Origin of the sequence: Erwinia persicina, from assembly GCF_014838825.1 — a bacterium.
GTDB classification, from domain to species: Bacteria; Pseudomonadota; Gammaproteobacteria; order Enterobacterales; family Enterobacteriaceae; genus Erwinia; species Erwinia persicina_A.
Genome location: NZ_JACYMO010000001.1, coordinates 1 through 15,446, shown reverse-complemented (window position 1 = coordinate 15,446; position 15,446 = coordinate 1). Strand labels below are relative to the sequence as shown.

Genomic DNA, 15,446 nt, shown 5'->3' with positions numbered 1-15,446 from the left:
TTATTTACCTTGATGTTGTCCGAGTGTCACACGGTCATTGCCGCCATAATCCTGACAGGTTTCCACGGCGTGAAAATGGTGCTCACGCAGTATGTCACGCACCTGCTCACCCTGCTGCCAGCCGTGTTCCAGCAGCAGCCAGCCGTTCTGACTCAGGTATGAGCCTGCCTGTGCAGCAATCATTTTAATATCGGCCAGGCCGTGATCGTCTGCGACCAGCGCACTGGCGGGTTCGAAACGCACGTCGCCCTGCGCCAGATGGTCATCGGCGGCATCAATGTACGGCGGATTACTGACGATGACGGCATACTGCTGGTCGGCCAGCGCAGAAAACCAGTGACTTTGCAGGAAGGTCGCGTTGGGTAGCGCCAGTTGGTGGGCGTTATGCTGTGCCAGCGCGACGGCCGCAGGAATGCGATCCACGCCGGTGATCTGACAGTCACGACGTTCGCTGGCCAGCGCCAGCGCTATCGCCCCGGTACCGGTGCCCAGGTCCAGGATCTGACAGCCCGCGACGGGCAACCGCGCCAGCGCCTGTTCCACCAGCATTTCGCTGTCCGGGCGCGGGATCAGCGTATCGGGCGACACCGTCAGCGACAGGGACCAGAACTCACGTTCTCCGGTCAGGTACGCCACTGGTTCGCCCGCTGCCCGGCGGGCAAGCAGCGCATCCAGCTGTACCTGTTGCTCTGCCGTCAGCAGCACATCGTCAAAGGCAATCAGCCAGGCACGGGATCGACCGGTCACTTTCCCCAGCAGGATCTCAGCATCCCGCTTCGGACTGTCGCTGTCAGGCAGTTGAGCGATGGCCTGACGCCGCCATGCGCGGATCTGCACTACTCGTTCCCGGCGAGGGCGGCCAGCTGATCGGCCTGATATTCCTGCACGATTGGCTCAATCAGCGCATCCAGCTTCCCTTCCATCGCCTCGTCGAGACGGTAGATAGTCAGATTGATACGGTGATCGGTCACACGTCCCTGCGGGAAGTTATAGGTGCGGTTACGATCTGAACGATCGCCGCTGCCCAGCAGGTTGCGGCGCGTAGACGACTCCTGCTCCTGACGGCGCGCCATCTCTGCGGCTCGAATACGCGATCCCAGTACGCCGAGTGCTTTTGCTTTGTTTTTATGCTGGGAACGTTCGTCCTGACATTCCACCACAATGCCGGTCGGCAGGTGGGTAATACGGATGGCGGAATCGGTGGTGTTAACGTGCTGCCCCCCCGCTCCGGACGAACGGAAGGTATCAATTTTCAGATCGGACGGGTTAATTTCCGGCAGTTCGGCTTCCGGGACTTCCGGCAGCACGGCGACGGTGCAGGCCGAGGTGTGAATGCGTCCCTGAGACTCGGTTTCCGGGACGCGCTGCACGCGGTGACCACCGGACTCGAACTTCAGCCGGCCGTAAGCGCCTTCGCCGATCACTTTCGCAATCACTTCTTTATAGCCGCCGTGTTCACCTTCATTGGCGCTCATCACCTCTACCCGCCAGCGGCGTGATTCGGCGTAACGGCTGTACATGCGGAACAGGTCTCCGGCAAAGATCGCCGCTTCGTCACCGCCGGTTCCAGCGCGAATTTCCAGATAGCAGTTACGCTCATCGTCAGGATCTTTCGGCAGTAACAGCACCTGTAACTGCTGCTCAAGGGCTTCACTGGCCGTACGTGCTTCTTTCAGCTCTTCCTGAGCCATCTCGCGCATTTCCAGGTCATCGAGCATCATTTCAGCGGTCTCAATATCTTCCTGGGTTTGCTGCCACTGACGGAAACACTGACTGACGTCGGTTAGCTGGGCATATTCACGGGAGAGCGCACGAAAACGATCCTGATCGGCAATCACGCCGGCATCACCCAGCATGGCCTCCACTTCCTCGTGGCGCTCCTGCAAGGCTTCCAGTTTGGCAACAATAGAAGGCTTCATTCGTATTATTTTACCTTGTAAAAAAGAGGCTTGAAACGCTATTCCAGCCCGAGGCTGTCGCGTAAAATTTGCAGGCGTTCGCCATCACCATCACGGGCGGCCTGCTGAAGAGATTTGGTTGGGGCGTGGATCAGACGGTTGGTCAGCTTATGGGCCAGGTCACGCAACACCTCTTCGGCATTACCGCCCTGCTGGAGAGCGGCAATAGCGCGCGCTTCCAGTTCTGCCCGCACCTGTTCCGCCTGTGAGCGGTAATCGCGGATGGTTTCAACGGCGCTCTGCGCCCGCAGCCAGGACATAAATTCGCTGCTTTCCTGCACCACGATGGTTTCAGCCTGCACGGCGGCGGCCTGGCGCTGGGCCATGTTGCTTTCAATAATCGCCTGCAGATCGTCCACGCTGTAGAGGTAGGCGTTGGGCAGTTTGCCCACTTCCGGCTCGACGTCACGCGGTACGGCAATATCGACCAGCAGCATGGGCTGGTTGCGACGCTGCTTCAGCGCACGCTCCACCATCCCTTTGCCGATAATCGGCAGCGGGCTGGCGGTTGAACTGATAATAATGTCGGCTTCAGCCAGACGGGCGTCGATCTCCGCCAGGCTGATCACTTCGGCCCCAACTTCATCTGCCAGCGCCTGGGCACGTTCCCGGGTGCGGTTAGCAATCATCAACTTCTTCACTTTGTGCTGATGCAGATGCCGGGCGGCCAGCTCGATGGTTTCCCCTGCCCCGACGAGCAGGACGTTCACCGTCGAGAGAGATTCAAAAATCTGCCGCGCCAGCGTACAGGCGGCAAAAGCCACTGACACGGCGCTGGCACCGATCTCGGTTTCGGTTCGCACGCGTTTGGCTACGGAGAAGGACTTCTGGAACATGCGCTCCAGCTCGCTGGAAAGCGAGTGGCCGCGCTGGGAATCGGCAAAGGCTTTTTTCACCTGACCGAGAATTTGCGGTTCACCCAGCACCAGCGAGTCCAGCCCGCTGGCAACGCGCATCAGATGGCTGACCGCGTCGTTATCATGGTGCCAGTAAAGGCTTTTGCGCACTTCATCAACACTCAGCTTGTGGTAATCACACAGCCAGGTCACCAGTTGCTCTTGCAGGTTTTCCTGCTCCCCGACGCTCAGATACAGCTCGGTTCGGTTACAGGTAGACAGCACAACGCCGCCCTGTACCAGCGGCTGTGCCAGCAGGCTTTCCAGCGCCTGTTCCAGCGTGTCTGGCGAGAACGTAACACGTTCACGCAGCGCCACAGGTGCCGTTTTATGATTGATGCCGAGAGCCAGTAACGTCATGGTACCAGGTTGGGGTTATCCCACAGTTGATAGGGTTTTGTGTGGCGCATTCTACAAGATGCGCGGGATCAATTAAAGTCATGGTTGGCCTATCCCTGTAACAAGATATACCTCTTGTCGATCAAATGAGACAATTTGCACATTGACGCGGCCGTTTTAGCTGGTTAGCGTGGTCGGTTGATGACGGCATGTATGCCGAACTGAGTCTGAGGAGCTGACCTGATGTTGTTAATGCCGAATCGCCGCCTGCTGCGGCTTCTTCCCCTTGCTGCCGTGGTACTGGCTGGCTGTGTCACGCCGGAATCTGCACAGAAACCCGGGCAGAGCCCGACATCACCCCAGTGGCGTGAACACCAGCAGGCCGTGGAAAAAATCACGCAGTATCAGACCCGCGGTGCCTTTGCCTACCTCTCTGACCGGCAGAAAGTTTACGCCCGTTTTAACTGGCAGCAGACTGCCCCAGACCGCTACCGCCTGCTGCTGACCAATCCGCTGGGCAGCACCGAGCTGCAGCTCGATCAGCAGGGTCAGGTGGCACAGATTGTCGATAACAAAGGCAAACGTTATGTCAGCAACGACGCGGCGAAGATGATCTCTCAGCTCACCGGCATGAGCATTCCACTGGATAACCTGCGTCAGTGGATCCTCGGCCTGCCGGGCGATGCGAAGGATTACACCCTGGATGACCAGTACCGCCTGCGTGAAGTGAACTACAGCCAGGACGGTAAACAGTGGAAAGTGACCTATCAGGGCTACGACAGCCAGCAAACGCCGCAGCTGCCGTCAAATCTTGAACTGCGCGAAGGCGACCAGCGCATCAAACTGAAGATGGACAGCTGGACCGTAAAATGATCACAACCTGGCCTGCCCCGGCAAAGCTGAACCTTTTTCTCTACATCACCGGCCGTCGCCCTGACGGCTATCACGACCTGCAGACCCTGTTTCAGTTTCTGGATTACGGCGATACGCTGACGATTGAAGCCAATGACAGTGGCGAACTACAGCTGATGACCCCGGTCGACGGCGTGCCCGATGCGCAGAACCTGATTGTGCGGGCGGCAGAACTGCTGCGCACCCAGGCCCGGGCGCAGGGTGTGCTGCCGGTAACGGCGGGAGCCACGCTGGCCGTTGAGAAGCGCTTACCCATGGGCGGTGGCCTCGGCGGTGGTTCCTCCAATGCGGCCACGGTGCTGGTAGCGCTCAACCACCTGTGGCAAACCGGCTTCAGTTTTCAACAGCTGGCAGACTTTGGCCTGCAGCTGGGTGCGGACGTCCCGGTTTTTGTGCAGGGTTTTTCCGCCTTTGCCGAAGGCGTTGGCGAACAGCTCACCCCCGTTTCCCCGGCGGAAAAGTGGTATCTGGTGATGCACCCGGGCGTCAGCGTCGCCACCCCGCTGGTGTTTAACGATCCCGACCTGAGCAGAAATACGCCGAAACGCGAAATCAGCGCCTTATTAGCGAGCAATTTCCGCAATGATTGTGAGGCAGTAGTAAGAAATCGTTTTCGCGAGGTTGAACAGCTTGTTTCCTGGCTGCTAGAATACGCGCCGTCGCGCCTGACTGGAACGGGTGCTTGCGTGTTTGCTGAATTCGACACCGAGTACGCCGCACGCCAGGTGCTTGAGCTGGCCCCGAAAAATCTGCAGGGGTTTGTTGCGCGAGGTGTTAATATCTCGCCGCTGCACCGCAGACTTTCTGGGCAAATGAGTTGATGTGACAGTGTCACTCCTGTTCCGGACGCTGCACAGCTGCTCTATATGACACACACCCGTATGAAACCGTAAGCGGTATTCCGCCCAGTGCCGCTAACGATATTTCATTCTCTGGACGCAAAGCCTGAGGTTCCTCTCGTGCCTGATATGAAGCTTTTTGCTGGTAACGCCACCCCCGAACTAGCACAACGTATTGCCAACCGCCTTTACACCAGCCTGGGCGACGCCGCCGTCGGTCGTTTCAGCGATGGTGAAGTGAGCGTACAAATTAACGAAAATGTACGCGGTGGTGATATTTTCATCATCCAGTCCACCTGTGCCCCCACCAATGACAACCTGATGGAACTGGTTGTGATGGTTGACGCCCTGCGCCGTGCCTCTGCGGGTCGTATCACTGCCGTTATTCCTTACTTTGGCTATGCACGTCAGGACCGCCGCGTGCGCTCTGCCCGTGTGCCTATCACCGCGAAGGTCGTTGCTGACTTCCTGTCCAGCGTCGGTGTTGACCGCGTTCTGACCGTGGATCTCCACGCAGAACAGATTCAGGGCTTCTTTGATGTCCCGGTTGATAACGTATTTGGTAGCCCGATCCTGCTTGAAGATATGCTGCAGATTGGCCTGGTGAACCCGATTGTGGTTTCCCCGGACATCGGCGGCGTGGTTCGTGCCCGCGCTATCGCGAAACTGCTGAACGACACCGATATGGCCATTATCGATAAGCGCCGTCCGCGTGCCAACGTATCTCAGGTGATGCATATCATCGGTGATGTTGCCGGCCGTGACTGTGTGCTGGTTGACGATATGATCGATACCGGTGGCACCCTGTGCAAAGCAGCGGAAGCGCTGAAAGAGCGTGGCGCTAAACGCGTGTTCGCCTATGCGACTCACCCGATCTTCTCAGGTAACGCAGTTGAAAATCTGCGTAACTCAGTGATTGATGAAGTCGTGGTCTGCGATACCATCCCGCTGCCGGAAGAGATTAAAGCGCTGCCAAACGTGCGTACCCTGACCCTGTCAGGCATGCTGGCTGAAGCGATCCGTCGTATCAGTAACGAAGAATCGATTTCTGCGATGTTTGAGCACTAATCACGGCGTGACCGGGCTGGCCTCTGGCCCGTCAGGTCAGGCTGCATAAAAGGGGACAGGCTCACGCCTGTCCCCTTTTTATTGACTCAGTGCAATATGCTCTGCCAGGTAATCGATCAGCACCCGCAGCTTGGGTAAAAGATGGCGATTTCCCGGCCACAGCAGTGAAAACTGCCCTCCCGCCCGGATAGAGTCGTCCAGCACGCTGCACAGTTCGCCACGCTGCAGGGCGTCTGCAATGGCAAAATCCGGCACGTAAATCAGCCCCAGCCCGCGCCGGGCAGCAGAAATTTTCGCTTCCAGATTATTGAAAACCAGCGGCCCGGACGGCGTCTGCGGCTGCCCTTTGCCACCGTCAAACTGCCACGGCTGGATCTGACCATTGCCGGAAAAGCGATACAGCAGGCAGGTGTGCTGCGCGAGATCGGCGGGAACGCGCGGGGTGCCGCGCTGACGTAAATAGCCGGGCGACCCGACAACGCGAAAACGAAATCCCCCCATCCTGCGCGCCTTCAGCCGGGAATCAGCAAAGTCCCCGCTGCGCAGCACTGCGTCATAACCCTCGCCGATCACGTCGACCAGCCGGTCATTAAAATCAAGATCCAGCTCGATTTCGGGATACTGCCGGGTAAAGCCGGGCAGCAGCGGCAGCAGCAGGTGATAGCCTGTCGCCGGCAAGCTGAGACGCAGCCGGCCACGGGGTGCGGCCATCAGCTTCGACAGCTCCTGCTCCGCCTCTTCCAGTTCGGCCACAATGCGCTGGCTGCGCTCAAAAAACAGCTGTCCCTCCTCAGTCAGACTCAGGCTGCGCGTGCTGCGGTTAAACAGGCTGACGCCGAGACCGGCCTCCAGCCGGGCGACGCTTTTGCCAATCGCCGACGGCGACACGCCCAGCCGTTCGGCGGCTGCCACAAAGCTGCCCAGCTGCGCGGCTTTCACAAACGCATTCAGACCACTCAGACTCTCCACACTGCTCATCAGAGACTTTTTGTCCTTTATCTGCGGCCATCTGGCCTGTTTATCGACGGATACTGCCAATTTATCCTGCTTACCTGTCTGAATAAAGTGGAGTATGCAAGATGAGTTACCTGACACTGTCGTCACCACGTGGCCGCCTGAGTCTGCTGGCGGTATGCAGTGCCGCGCTGATGCTGCCCCTGAGCTTTTCGGCCGGGGTCATTGCCACCCCGGCTATGGCCCTGCAGCCGGGGGCATCGCCTCTGGCACTCAGCTGGATCACCAATGCCTTCCTGCTCAGCTTTGGCAGCCTGCTGATGGCGGCAGGCAGCCTGGCCGACCGCTACGGCCGCAAGCGGCTGTTTATCAGCGGCGTCAGCTTCTTTACGCTGCTGTCGCTGATGAGCAGCTGGGTGCCCTCGCTCGTCTGGCTGGACGTGATAAGAGCGCTGCAGGGGGCCGCCGCAGCGGCGGCACTGGCCGGCGGTGCTGCGGCGCTGGCCAGTGCGTTTGACGGCGAAGAACGGGCACGGGCCTTCAGCCTGCTGGGCACCAGCTTTGGCACGGGCCTGGCCGCCGGGCCAGTGATCGCGGGTAGCCTGATGGCGCTGGCGGGCTGGCACAGCGTCTTCCTCTGCTGCGCCCTGTTCGGCGTGCTGGCTCTCGTTACCGGCCTCCGTGCCCTGCCAGAGTCGCGGGACCCCGCTGCCGCTGCACCGGACTGGCCCGGTATTATTACCTTCAGCGCCACGCTGACGCTGTTTACCTGGGGGATGTTGCAGCTGGCTGACGACAGCCGCGGGTCGCTGGCCCCCGCGTTACTGTTTGCCTCCCTGGCCGCAGGCCTGCTGTTTATCGGTATTGAACGCCGCAGCGCCCGACCCATGCTGGATCTCAGCCTGTTTCGCTATGGTCGTTTTGTCGGGATCCAGCTGCTACCGGTGGCCACCTGCTACTGTTTTGTTGTCCTGCTGGTGCTGCTGCCGCTGCGCTTTATGGGGTATTACGGCGTTGATGCACTGACCACGGGCCTGCTGATGCTGCCCCTCTCCCTGCCGATGCTGGTCATGCCGTCACTGGCCGTCATTCTGTCCCGGCGCATCCCGCCCGGCACCCTCTGCTGCGCGGGGCTGGTTATGGCCGCTGCCGGCATTGGCCTGCTCTCCCTGGTCACCCCGCACAGTTCGCTGCCGCTGACGCTGCTGGCCATGCTGCTCACCGGGATCGGCAGCGGTCTGCCCTGGGGGCTGATGGATAATCTGTCGGTCAGCGTAGTCCCGCCAGAGCGCGCCGGGATGGCGACCGGGATTTTCAGCACGGTGCGGGTGGCAGGCGAAGGCGTGGCGCTGGCCAGCGTCAGTATGCTGTTCAGCCAGCTGCTCATACATCAGCTGGCCGCGCGGGGCGGATCGCCGGAAAGCGCGCGCCTGCTGGCCAGCTACCATCTTTCCGGGCTGTCGCTTCTGCCGCTGGCCGAGCAGGCTTTTCAGCAGCTGCTGTGGGTGCTGATGGCCCTCACCCTGCTGTGTGCTGTAGCAATCTGGCGCTGCCTGTTGCCTGCACGTCCAGAGCTTTCTGGTAATGATTAATTTTTTACTGGAACGCTTCAGCGCCCCCTGTTGGTGAGTATTTTTTAGTGATATTTTGCTGTCATTGCTCACCCAGGAATAATCCTAGAATGCGTCTTGACGTCTACACGCTGTTTGTCTGCGAACTGTATGTGCTGGCTTTTCTCGGCATTATCATGGTCTTCGCCTGGCGCGGAGCGCAGTACAACCGGGTTCTGGGGTTTAACTGCCTCTCGCTGCTGTTAAGTATTGTGGCGGTCGGCCTGAGCAGCCTGCGCAGCTCCGGCATGATGTTTCTGCCCATCGTGGTGGGTAATCTGCTGATCCTTTGCGCTTACGGACTTCAGCTGAATGCGTTCCGGGCGCTGCGTGGCGCACGCTTCAGCTGGCTGTGGATCATGAGTCTGACGCTGTGGGCCGGGCTGTGCCTGCTTCCGGGCTTCTATTATTCCCTGTCGTCGCGCATCCTGTTAAGCGCCCTGCTGTGCATGCTCTTCACCTCAGCGATGATTTATGAGCTACAACGTGCGCGGTCCCTGCTGCCGGTCACCTGGTGGCCTGCGCAGCTGCTGCTGGGCATTCATCTGACATTTAACGTGACGCGGGCGCTGCTGGACGGCGGTATCCCCAGCCCGCTGCACGGCGCGATCGGCGGTTCGACCTTCTCGGTCTATGTGATTCTGGAGTCTATTCTGGTGGTGATTGGCCTGAGCTTTACAATGATGGCGATGGTCAATGAGCGCACGCAGATTGTCTATCGCCAGGCTTCGCTGCTTGACCCTCTGACCGGCGTGTGGAACCGCCGTGCCCTGTTCGAAAAAACGCGCCAGCTGGCCACCAGCGGGCGCTGCAGCCAGCAGCCGCTGGCAGTGATGCTGTTCGACCTTGATCATTTTAAAACCATCAACGACCGGTTCGGTCACTCACAGGGCGACCGGGTACTGACGGACTTCTGTCGTCAGGTGGCCGGACAGCTGCCGCCTGACAGCTATTTTGCCCGCCTGGGGGGCGAAGAGTTTGCCGCCGTGGTGATGTGTTCCGAAGAAGAGTGCGTGCAGGTGGCGGAGCGCATTCGCCAGGCGGTGGAGCACTCCTGCCCGGAGAACGTCCGATACAGCGTCAGCATTGGGGTGGCTAGCTGCAGCCCGGAACGTGAGAACATTGAAAATCTGATGACGGCAGCCGACGAGGCACTGTATCAGGCGAAGGCAGCAGGAAGGAATCAGGTGAAAACGTTTGGTGAGACTTTAAGCGGTCTGGAGGGACGTTTTCTGGCTGGATAAGAGGCTACCAGTCCCCGGTCGGATGGAGACTGGCACAGAGGGAATCAACGGTGAGGCTGATGGCCGCCGCCGTGACGACAGCGTTTGTCACCGCAGTGACGTATCCAGTAGTAACGGTCAGCAATTTTTTCCCGACCGCTGATTCTGGCCCCGACCAGCCACAGCAGCGCGCCAATAAAGATGCTAAAGATGGCACCATGAACCATAAACTGCGGCAAGTTGAGCTGCGGCATCTGATTAAGCACCGAGTAACCGACACCGCCAATCATCACCACCAGACCGAATACCATCAGGGCATTGCCCATCATATGTGAATGTCTACGTTTCATTGCGCACCTCCAGTCAGTATAGAAAGGCAACTCCGTTGCCAGATGCAGACAGTCTAGGCAAACTTTAGCGGTACTGATGAGTGAGCGATCACATTTATCGCTAATACTTTGACAAAACTTTACGTCTAAACGGCTATTTTTATATAGAAAACGTATTATCACGCTACTGTATTATTGTGATTTTCATCACAACAGTGGCAGATCTTTGAGTTATCGCGGCCGCTTCAGTAAACTAGCTGTTTTCACCCCGCACGCTTCAGGAAAATCCACTCGTGAGCAGCATCAAACTGATTGTTGGCCTTGCCAACCCCGGCGCTGAATACGCCGCCACACGCCATAACGCCGGTGCCTGGTATGTTGACCTGCTGGCTGAACGTCATAATCAGTCATTAAAAGAAGAGAGCAAATTTTACGGCTACACCGCGCGTTTAAACTTGGGCGGTGAGGATGTGCGCCTGCTGGTACCCACCACCTTTATGAACCTGAGCGGTAAAGCCGTCGCCGCCATGGCGACCTTTTACCGCATCGCCCCGGAAGAAATCCTCGTGGCTCATGACGAGCTGGATCTCAACCCCGGCGTGGCGAAATTTAAGCTGGGTGGCGGCCACGGCGGTCATAACGGACTGAAAGATATTATCAGCAAGCTGGGTAACAGCCAGGAGTTCCATCGTCTGCGCATTGGCATCGGCCATCCCGGCGATCGAAATAAAGTGGTGGGTTTTGTGCTGGGTAAACCCCAGGCGGCAGAACAGACGCTGATTGATAACGCGATTGATGAAGCGGCACGCTGTACCGAAGTGTGGCTAAAAGAAGATCGCCTGAAGGCGATGAATCGCCTGCACAGTTTCAAAGCCGCCCTGCCTTAGCCGGTCACCGACAGCGCCGCTGCGGGCCCGGCCCGCGATCAGTGGTGTTCACAACGGCGGTGATCCTGGCTTTCCAGGCACTCCAGCGTCAGAGAGGGGCTGAAATAGCCCTCTATCCCCCAGACCTTGCTTTTACGCAGTAAATCCAGCTGCCCGTCCCCCGCCACGCCCCCGACAATCACCCGGTTAGTGTATTCCCGGATGTGATTAATCAGCACGGTAAAGAACGGCTTATCGACGTTTTCCAGATAGAACTGGCGGTCGAGCTTCACGGCTTCAAACATGTTGGACTGCAGCGCGTTCAGATTCGCATCCCCCGCCCCCAGGTCATCCAGCCACAAAATATTGAGCTGTTCAATCAGGGTCCGCAGCAGCGGATTGTTCATTCCGTCGTGCAGGTTAGGAAAGTCTTCGGACAGCTTCAGCCGTACGAAAGGCAGCTGGCTGAGGATCTGCTGAATAAATGACGACTCCGTCACCGCCCGGGCCAGCTGAAAATCGATAGCGACGCTGCACATCAGCCCCTGTTGGCGAAAATAGTCGCCGTGCTCCTCGACAATCAGCAGCTGATTGAGCAGCCGATTCTGGGGAGACAGCGAGGTTACCGGCGGCCCGTTCGGGCTCCCCGCCTGCGGCCGATAGCTGAGGTCAATGGCGATTAATTCGCCACTGAGCGTATGGACTGGAATACAAAGGAAATCGTTTTTCATGCTGCCGGGCCAGTTAACGGGCGTCCTGCCAGTGAATAAAATCGCCGTACAGATAAACTATAGAAGTTAACTCTGCCTTCGCCGTCGTAAGACGACGATTTTTAAGTTATCGGCAGGACCGGCAGTAGCTTTATGGTTCAGGCATCGTTGCTGGCAACTTTATAATCAGGGTCGTCAAGTTCGTGGCTGCAGAACGGTCCGGCCTGCTGTAACAGGCTGATGCAATCCTCACTCAGATGGCGCAGGCGCAGGGTTTTCCCCGCTTCAAGATAGCGCAACGTCAGTTTATCAATGGCTTCGACGCCGCTGGAGTCCATCACGCGGGTACGGGCAAAATCAATTACCACGCTCTCCGGGTCCAGTTCCGGGTGGAACAGCTCCTGGAAGCTGGCGGTGGAGCCAAAGAACAGCGGCCCTTCCAGCTGATAGGTCTTCTGCCCTTCCTGCTCTGACTGCGCCAGGATGGTAATGCGGGCATGCTGCCATGCGAAGACCAGCGCCGAGATAATCACCCCGCAGATCACCGCCATCGCCAGATCGGTAAAGATGGTCACCAGCGTCACCGCCACCATGATCACCGCATCGGCTTTTGGCATACGCTTCAGGCGGCGCAGGGAGCTCCATTCAAAGGTATTAATGCACACCACAAACATGATCCCGGCCAGCGCGGCTACCGGCAGCAGTGCAATATAGTCCGACAGGCTGATCACAAACAGGATCAGCAGCAGCGCCCCGACCAGATTAGAGATGCGCCCGCGCCCGCCGGAGGTAAAGTTGATAATCGACTGACCGATCATCGCACACCCTGCGAAGCTGCCGAAGAATCCGCAAATGGTGTTGCCGATGCCCTGCGCCACACACTCCTGGTTACCTGAGCCTTTCTTGCTGCCCATTTCATCAAGTACCGCGAGGGTCAGAAGGGACTCAATCAGGCCTACCAGTGCAATCACCACGGCGTAAGGCAGCACAATTTTCAGGGTTTCCCAGGTCAGGGGGGCCGTAGGCAGATGGAACTGCGGCAGTGTCCCGGCGATATCAGCCAGGTCACCCACGCGTTTCGTATCCAGCCCCAGGCCTATGGCCAGCGCACTGACGGCAATTAGCGCGGCCAGCGACCCCGGAATGGCTTTTGTCAGCTTAGGGAACCACCAGACAATCAGCATCGCCAGAGCCACCAGCGCATACATTACCGGCCCCTGCCCCTTAATCATCGGGAACTGCGCCAGCATGATGACAATCGCCAGCCCGTTAACAAAACCGTAAATCGCTGGCTGTGGCACCAGCCGGATAAACTTACCGAGGCGCAGTACGCCGATGGACAGCTGGATCAGCCCGGCCAGGATGGTCGCCAGCAGCACGTACTCATAGCCATGCTGGGTTATCAGACTGATCAGAACCACGATGATCGACCCGGCCGCCCCGGAGATCATGCCGGGTTTACCGCCGAAGAAGGCCGTCACCAGCCCGAGGATAAAGGCGGTATGTAAACCGATGGTCGGCGACAGCCCGGCCAGCAGAGAGAAGGCGGTCGCTTCCGGGATCAGCGCGACAGACACCACGGCACCGGCCAGCACGTCGTTTTTAACGTGACTCGCCCTGAAGTTGCTCAGGTTAAACATGGTCATTCCATAATTTTTTCATGTGATCGACTTTCTGCGCCACAGAGTACGGGCACAGCTGGCTCGTCAGAGTGACGAGTGGCGGCAACAGGCGTTGCGCTGGAGGGAAGGACTTAAGGTGGCGTAAGCAGGAAGCGATGCATCTGCAGGGTTCTCCGGTTTCTGTAAAGACACGTCAGTATGGGAAAATGTGAGCACGATCTCAAGGAATAACTTCACCCCGCTTCCGGAAATCAACCGCCGCCAGGCTAAAATTACGTGTATAATGCGCGGAAACTTTTTAGACAACCGTCTGTGACACTATCAGGGCACATATTAGTGCGTTGATTATCAAGAAATTAAGGTGATTCAAACATGGGATTCAAATGCGGTATTGTGGGCCTGCCAAACGTCGGGAAATCCACCCTGTTCAATGCGTTAACCAAAGCGGGCATCGAAGCAGCTAACTTCCCGTTCTGTACCATTGAGCCGAATACTGGCGTGGTGCCCATGCCTGACTCCCGTCTCGATCAGCTGGCGGAAATTGTTAAACCGCAGCGCATTCTGCCCACCACCATGGAATTCGTCGATATCGCCGGCCTGGTGAAAGGCGCGTCTAAAGGCGAAGGCCTGGGTAACCAGTTCCTGACCAACATCCGTGAAACTGAAGCCATTGGCCACGTGGTGCGCTGCTTCGAGAACGATAATATTATTCATGTGAATAATAAAGTCGACCCGGCTGATGATATTGACACCATCAATACCGAACTGGCACTGTCCGACCTGGATACCTGTGAACGTGCCCTGCAGCGCGTGCAGAAGAAAGCCAAAGGCGGCGACAAAGATGCGAAAGCGGAACAAGTTGCCCTGGAGAAGTGTCTGCCGCACCTGGAAAAAGCCGGGATGCTGCGTGCGCTGGATCTGAGTGATGACGATAAAGCCGCTATCCGCTACCTGAGCTTCCTGACCCTGAAGCCTACCATGTATATCGCCAACGTGAACGAAGACGGTTTTGAAAATAACCCGTACCTGGACATCGTGCGCGCGATTGCCGAGAAAGAAGGCTCAGTGGTGGTGCCGGTCTGCGCGGCGGTGGAGTCTGATATTGCCGAGCTGGAAGATGGCGACCGCGAAGAGTTTATGGCGGAACTGGGCATTGAAGAACCGGGCCTGAACCGCGTGATCCGCGCCGGTTACGCCCTGCTGAACCTGCAGACTTACTTTACCGCAGGCGTTAAAGAAGTCCGTGCATGGACGATCCCGGTCGGCGCTACCGCCCCGCAGGCCGCCGGTAAAATCCACACCGACTTCGAAAAAGGCTTTATCCGTGCTCAGACCATCGCCTTTGATGACTTCATCACCTACAAGGGTGAACAGGGTGCGAAAGAAGCCGGTAAAATGCGTTCAGAAGGGAAAGACTACGTGGTCAAAGATGGCGACGTGATGAACTTCCTGTTTAACGTCTAAATAAAATGAGTTGTCTCATGAGTTCTCATTGGATCTCATGACACTCAGTAAGCCCTTTTAAATCCACGCAATTGCGTGGATTTTTCATTTCATAGCGTCTCAAATAATTTCGTAGAAACGCAATTAAAAATGAGTACATGGATGAGTACAACATTCTTCAATCTTCATTTTAAGTGAGTACAATAACGATATAATAAATAAACAAGGCCCCGTTATGCTCAACGATACACTATGCCGCACTGCCAAGCCGAAAGAAAAACTCTATCGACTTAATGATTTCAACGGTCTCTACCTCGAAGTGAAACCCAATGGCAAAAAGGCATGGCGCTATCGGTTTAAACTCAACGTTAAATCCAGCATGTTTGCGCTGGGTGAGTGACCTGCCCCCAGGATTAGATACAACGCTCACTTAGTAATGTCGGATCCTTCACTATCAGAATTACCCTTTCTCCAGGCCGCCGCAAATTCAGACGGCGTCTGATAATTCAGCGCGGAGTGCGGGCGGCACTCATTATAATCCTGACGCCATTCACTGATGGTTTTCCTGGCATGACTGACGTCACTGAACCAGTGTTCATTCAGGCATTCATCGCGAAAGCGTCCGTTAAAACTCTCAATAAATCCGTTCTGCGTTGGCTTGCCCGGCTGGATTAAGC

The 15,446-nt window shown here is 57.4% G+C and carries 15 protein-coding genes and 1 pseudogene; 8 read left to right on the top strand and 8 right to left on the bottom strand.

Going from position 1 to position 15,446, the window contains the following annotated elements; genetic code table 11:
* From prmC to hemA, 3 genes are read right to left on the bottom strand one after another with little or no spacing between them, the layout of a single operon-like run.
* Window positions 1-837 carry a peptide chain release factor N(5)-glutamine methyltransferase gene (prmC, locus tag IFU29_RS00080; RefSeq protein ID WP_191932114.1) on the bottom strand — a complete coding sequence of 279 codons (837 nt, stop codon included), beginning with the start codon at window positions 835-837 and terminating at the stop codon, window positions 1-3.
* Complete coding sequence (prfA, locus tag IFU29_RS00075) at window positions 837-1,919, bottom strand: peptide chain release factor 1 (RefSeq protein WP_191932113.1); 1,083 nt, start codon at window positions 1,917-1,919, stop codon at window positions 837-839. The genes prmC and prfA overlap by 1 nt, the downstream gene beginning before the upstream one ends.
* 38 nt (window positions 1,920-1,957) lie before the next feature.
* Window positions 1,958-3,214: a glutamyl-tRNA reductase gene (hemA, locus tag IFU29_RS00070; protein WP_191932112.1), complete on the bottom strand. Its 1,257-nt coding sequence runs from the start codon at window positions 3,212-3,214 to the stop codon at window positions 1,958-1,960.
* 225 nt (window positions 3,215-3,439) lie between these two features.
* Between hemA and lolB the strand changes: the two genes are divergently transcribed.
* The 3 genes from lolB (at window position 3,440) to prs (ending at window position 6,012) form a co-directional block, all read left to right on the top strand.
* Window positions 3,440-4,066, top strand: coding sequence for a lipoprotein insertase outer membrane protein LolB (lolB, locus tag IFU29_RS00065; RefSeq protein WP_191933071.1), 627 nt, complete (start codon window positions 3,440-3,442; stop codon window positions 4,064-4,066).
* Window positions 4,063-4,926: a 4-(cytidine 5'-diphospho)-2-C-methyl-D-erythritol kinase gene (gene ispE, locus IFU29_RS00060; RefSeq protein WP_191932111.1), complete on the top strand. Its 864-nt coding sequence runs from the start codon at window positions 4,063-4,065 to the stop codon at window positions 4,924-4,926. Before lolB ends, ispE begins: the two co-directional genes overlap by 4 nt.
* A gap of 138 nt (window positions 4,927-5,064) precedes the next feature.
* A complete protein-coding gene (gene prs, locus IFU29_RS00055; protein ID WP_085939527.1) occupies window positions 5,065-6,012 on the top strand; it encodes a ribose-phosphate diphosphokinase in 948 nt (315 codons plus the stop codon).
* A gap of 78 nt (window positions 6,013-6,090) precedes the next feature.
* On the opposite strand, the gene IFU29_RS00050 is transcribed toward prs, so the two are convergent.
* Complete coding sequence (locus IFU29_RS00050; RefSeq protein WP_191933070.1) at window positions 6,091-6,981, bottom strand: LysR substrate-binding domain-containing protein; 891 nt, start codon at window positions 6,979-6,981, stop codon at window positions 6,091-6,093.
* A gap of 110 nt (window positions 6,982-7,091) precedes the next feature.
* On the opposite strand from IFU29_RS00050, the gene IFU29_RS00045 reads away from it, so the two are divergent.
* Both IFU29_RS00045 and IFU29_RS00040 read left to right on the top strand, forming a co-directional pair.
* Window positions 7,092-8,558 (top strand): MFS transporter, encoded by a 1,467-nt coding sequence (locus IFU29_RS00045; RefSeq protein ID WP_191932110.1) that lies wholly within the window; start codon window positions 7,092-7,094, stop codon window positions 8,556-8,558.
* A gap of 89 nt (window positions 8,559-8,647) precedes the next feature.
* Window positions 8,648-9,820: a GGDEF domain-containing protein gene (locus IFU29_RS00040; RefSeq protein WP_191932109.1), complete on the top strand. Its 1,173-nt coding sequence runs from the start codon at window positions 8,648-8,650 to the stop codon at window positions 9,818-9,820.
* 44 nt (window positions 9,821-9,864) lie between these two features.
* Here IFU29_RS00040 and ychH read toward each other — a convergent pair whose 3' ends face one another.
* Window positions 9,865-10,149 carry a stress-induced protein YchH gene (gene ychH / locus IFU29_RS00035; protein ID WP_191932108.1) on the bottom strand — a complete coding sequence of 95 codons (285 nt, stop codon included), beginning with the start codon at window positions 10,147-10,149 and terminating at the stop codon, window positions 9,865-9,867.
* Window positions 10,150-10,421: 272 nt separating this feature from the next.
* On the opposite strand from ychH, the gene pth reads away from it, so the two are divergent.
* Window positions 10,422-11,015, top strand: a complete 594-nt coding sequence (gene pth / locus IFU29_RS00030) for an aminoacyl-tRNA hydrolase (protein ID WP_191932107.1) — start codon at window positions 10,422-10,424, stop codon at window positions 11,013-11,015.
* A 38-nt stretch (window positions 11,016-11,053) separates the two neighbouring features.
* Here pth and IFU29_RS00025 read toward each other — a convergent pair whose 3' ends face one another.
* Window positions 11,054-11,725, bottom strand: a complete 672-nt coding sequence (locus IFU29_RS00025) for an EAL domain-containing protein (protein ID WP_191932106.1) — start codon at window positions 11,723-11,725, stop codon at window positions 11,054-11,056.
* A gap of 137 nt (window positions 11,726-11,862) precedes the next feature.
* A complete protein-coding gene (locus IFU29_RS00020; RefSeq protein WP_191932105.1) occupies window positions 11,863-13,344 on the bottom strand; it encodes a SulP family inorganic anion transporter in 1,482 nt (493 codons plus the stop codon).
* A 354-nt stretch (window positions 13,345-13,698) separates the two neighbouring features.
* Between IFU29_RS00020 and ychF the strand changes: the two genes are divergently transcribed.
* Both ychF and IFU29_RS00010 read left to right on the top strand, forming a co-directional pair.
* The gene (ychF, locus tag IFU29_RS00015; RefSeq protein WP_062743563.1) at window positions 13,699-14,790 is read left to right on the top strand and encodes a redox-regulated ATPase YchF; all 1,092 of its coding nucleotides are present in this window, start codon (window positions 13,699-13,701) and stop codon (window positions 14,788-14,790) included.
* A gap of 214 nt (window positions 14,791-15,004) precedes the next feature.
* Window positions 15,005-15,166 (top strand): annotated as a pseudogene (locus IFU29_RS00010) (Arm DNA-binding domain-containing protein); the annotation flags it as partial.
* Window positions 15,167-15,195: 29 nt separating this feature from the next.
* Here IFU29_RS00010 and IFU29_RS00005 read toward each other — a convergent pair.
* Window positions 15,196-15,446: integrase core domain-containing protein (locus tag IFU29_RS00005; protein ID WP_191932104.1), on the bottom strand; the 251-nt coding region annotated here is incomplete at its 5' end.

Bases quoted from the DNA above. Each gene is read 5' to 3' on its own strand.
- prfA (WP_191932113.1), bottom strand. From the start codon at position 1,919: ATGAAGCCTTCTATTGTTGCCAAACTGGAAGCCTTGCAGGAGCGCCAC.
- hemA (WP_191932112.1), bottom strand. From the start codon at position 3,214: ATGACGTTACTGGCTCTCGGCATCAATCATAAAACGGCACCTGTGGCG.
- ispE (WP_191932111.1), top strand. From the start codon at position 4,063: ATGATCACAACCTGGCCTGCCCCGGCAAAGCTGAACCTTTTTCTCTAC.
- IFU29_RS00045 (WP_191932110.1), top strand. From the start codon at position 7,092: ATGAGTTACCTGACACTGTCGTCACCACGTGGCCGCCTGAGTCTGCTG.
- IFU29_RS00040 (WP_191932109.1), top strand. From the start codon at position 8,648: ATGCGTCTTGACGTCTACACGCTGTTTGTCTGCGAACTGTATGTGCTG.
- ychH (WP_191932108.1), bottom strand. From the start codon at position 10,149: ATGAAACGTAGACATTCACATATGATGGGCAATGCCCTGATGGTATTC.
- IFU29_RS00025 (WP_191932106.1), bottom strand. From the start codon at position 11,725: ATGAAAAACGATTTCCTTTGTATTCCAGTCCATACGCTCAGTGGCGAA.
- IFU29_RS00020 (WP_191932105.1), bottom strand. From the start codon at position 13,344: ATGTTTAACCTGAGCAACTTCAGGGCGAGTCACGTTAAAAACGACGTG.
- ychF (WP_062743563.1), top strand. From the start codon at position 13,699: ATGGGATTCAAATGCGGTATTGTGGGCCTGCCAAACGTCGGGAAATCC.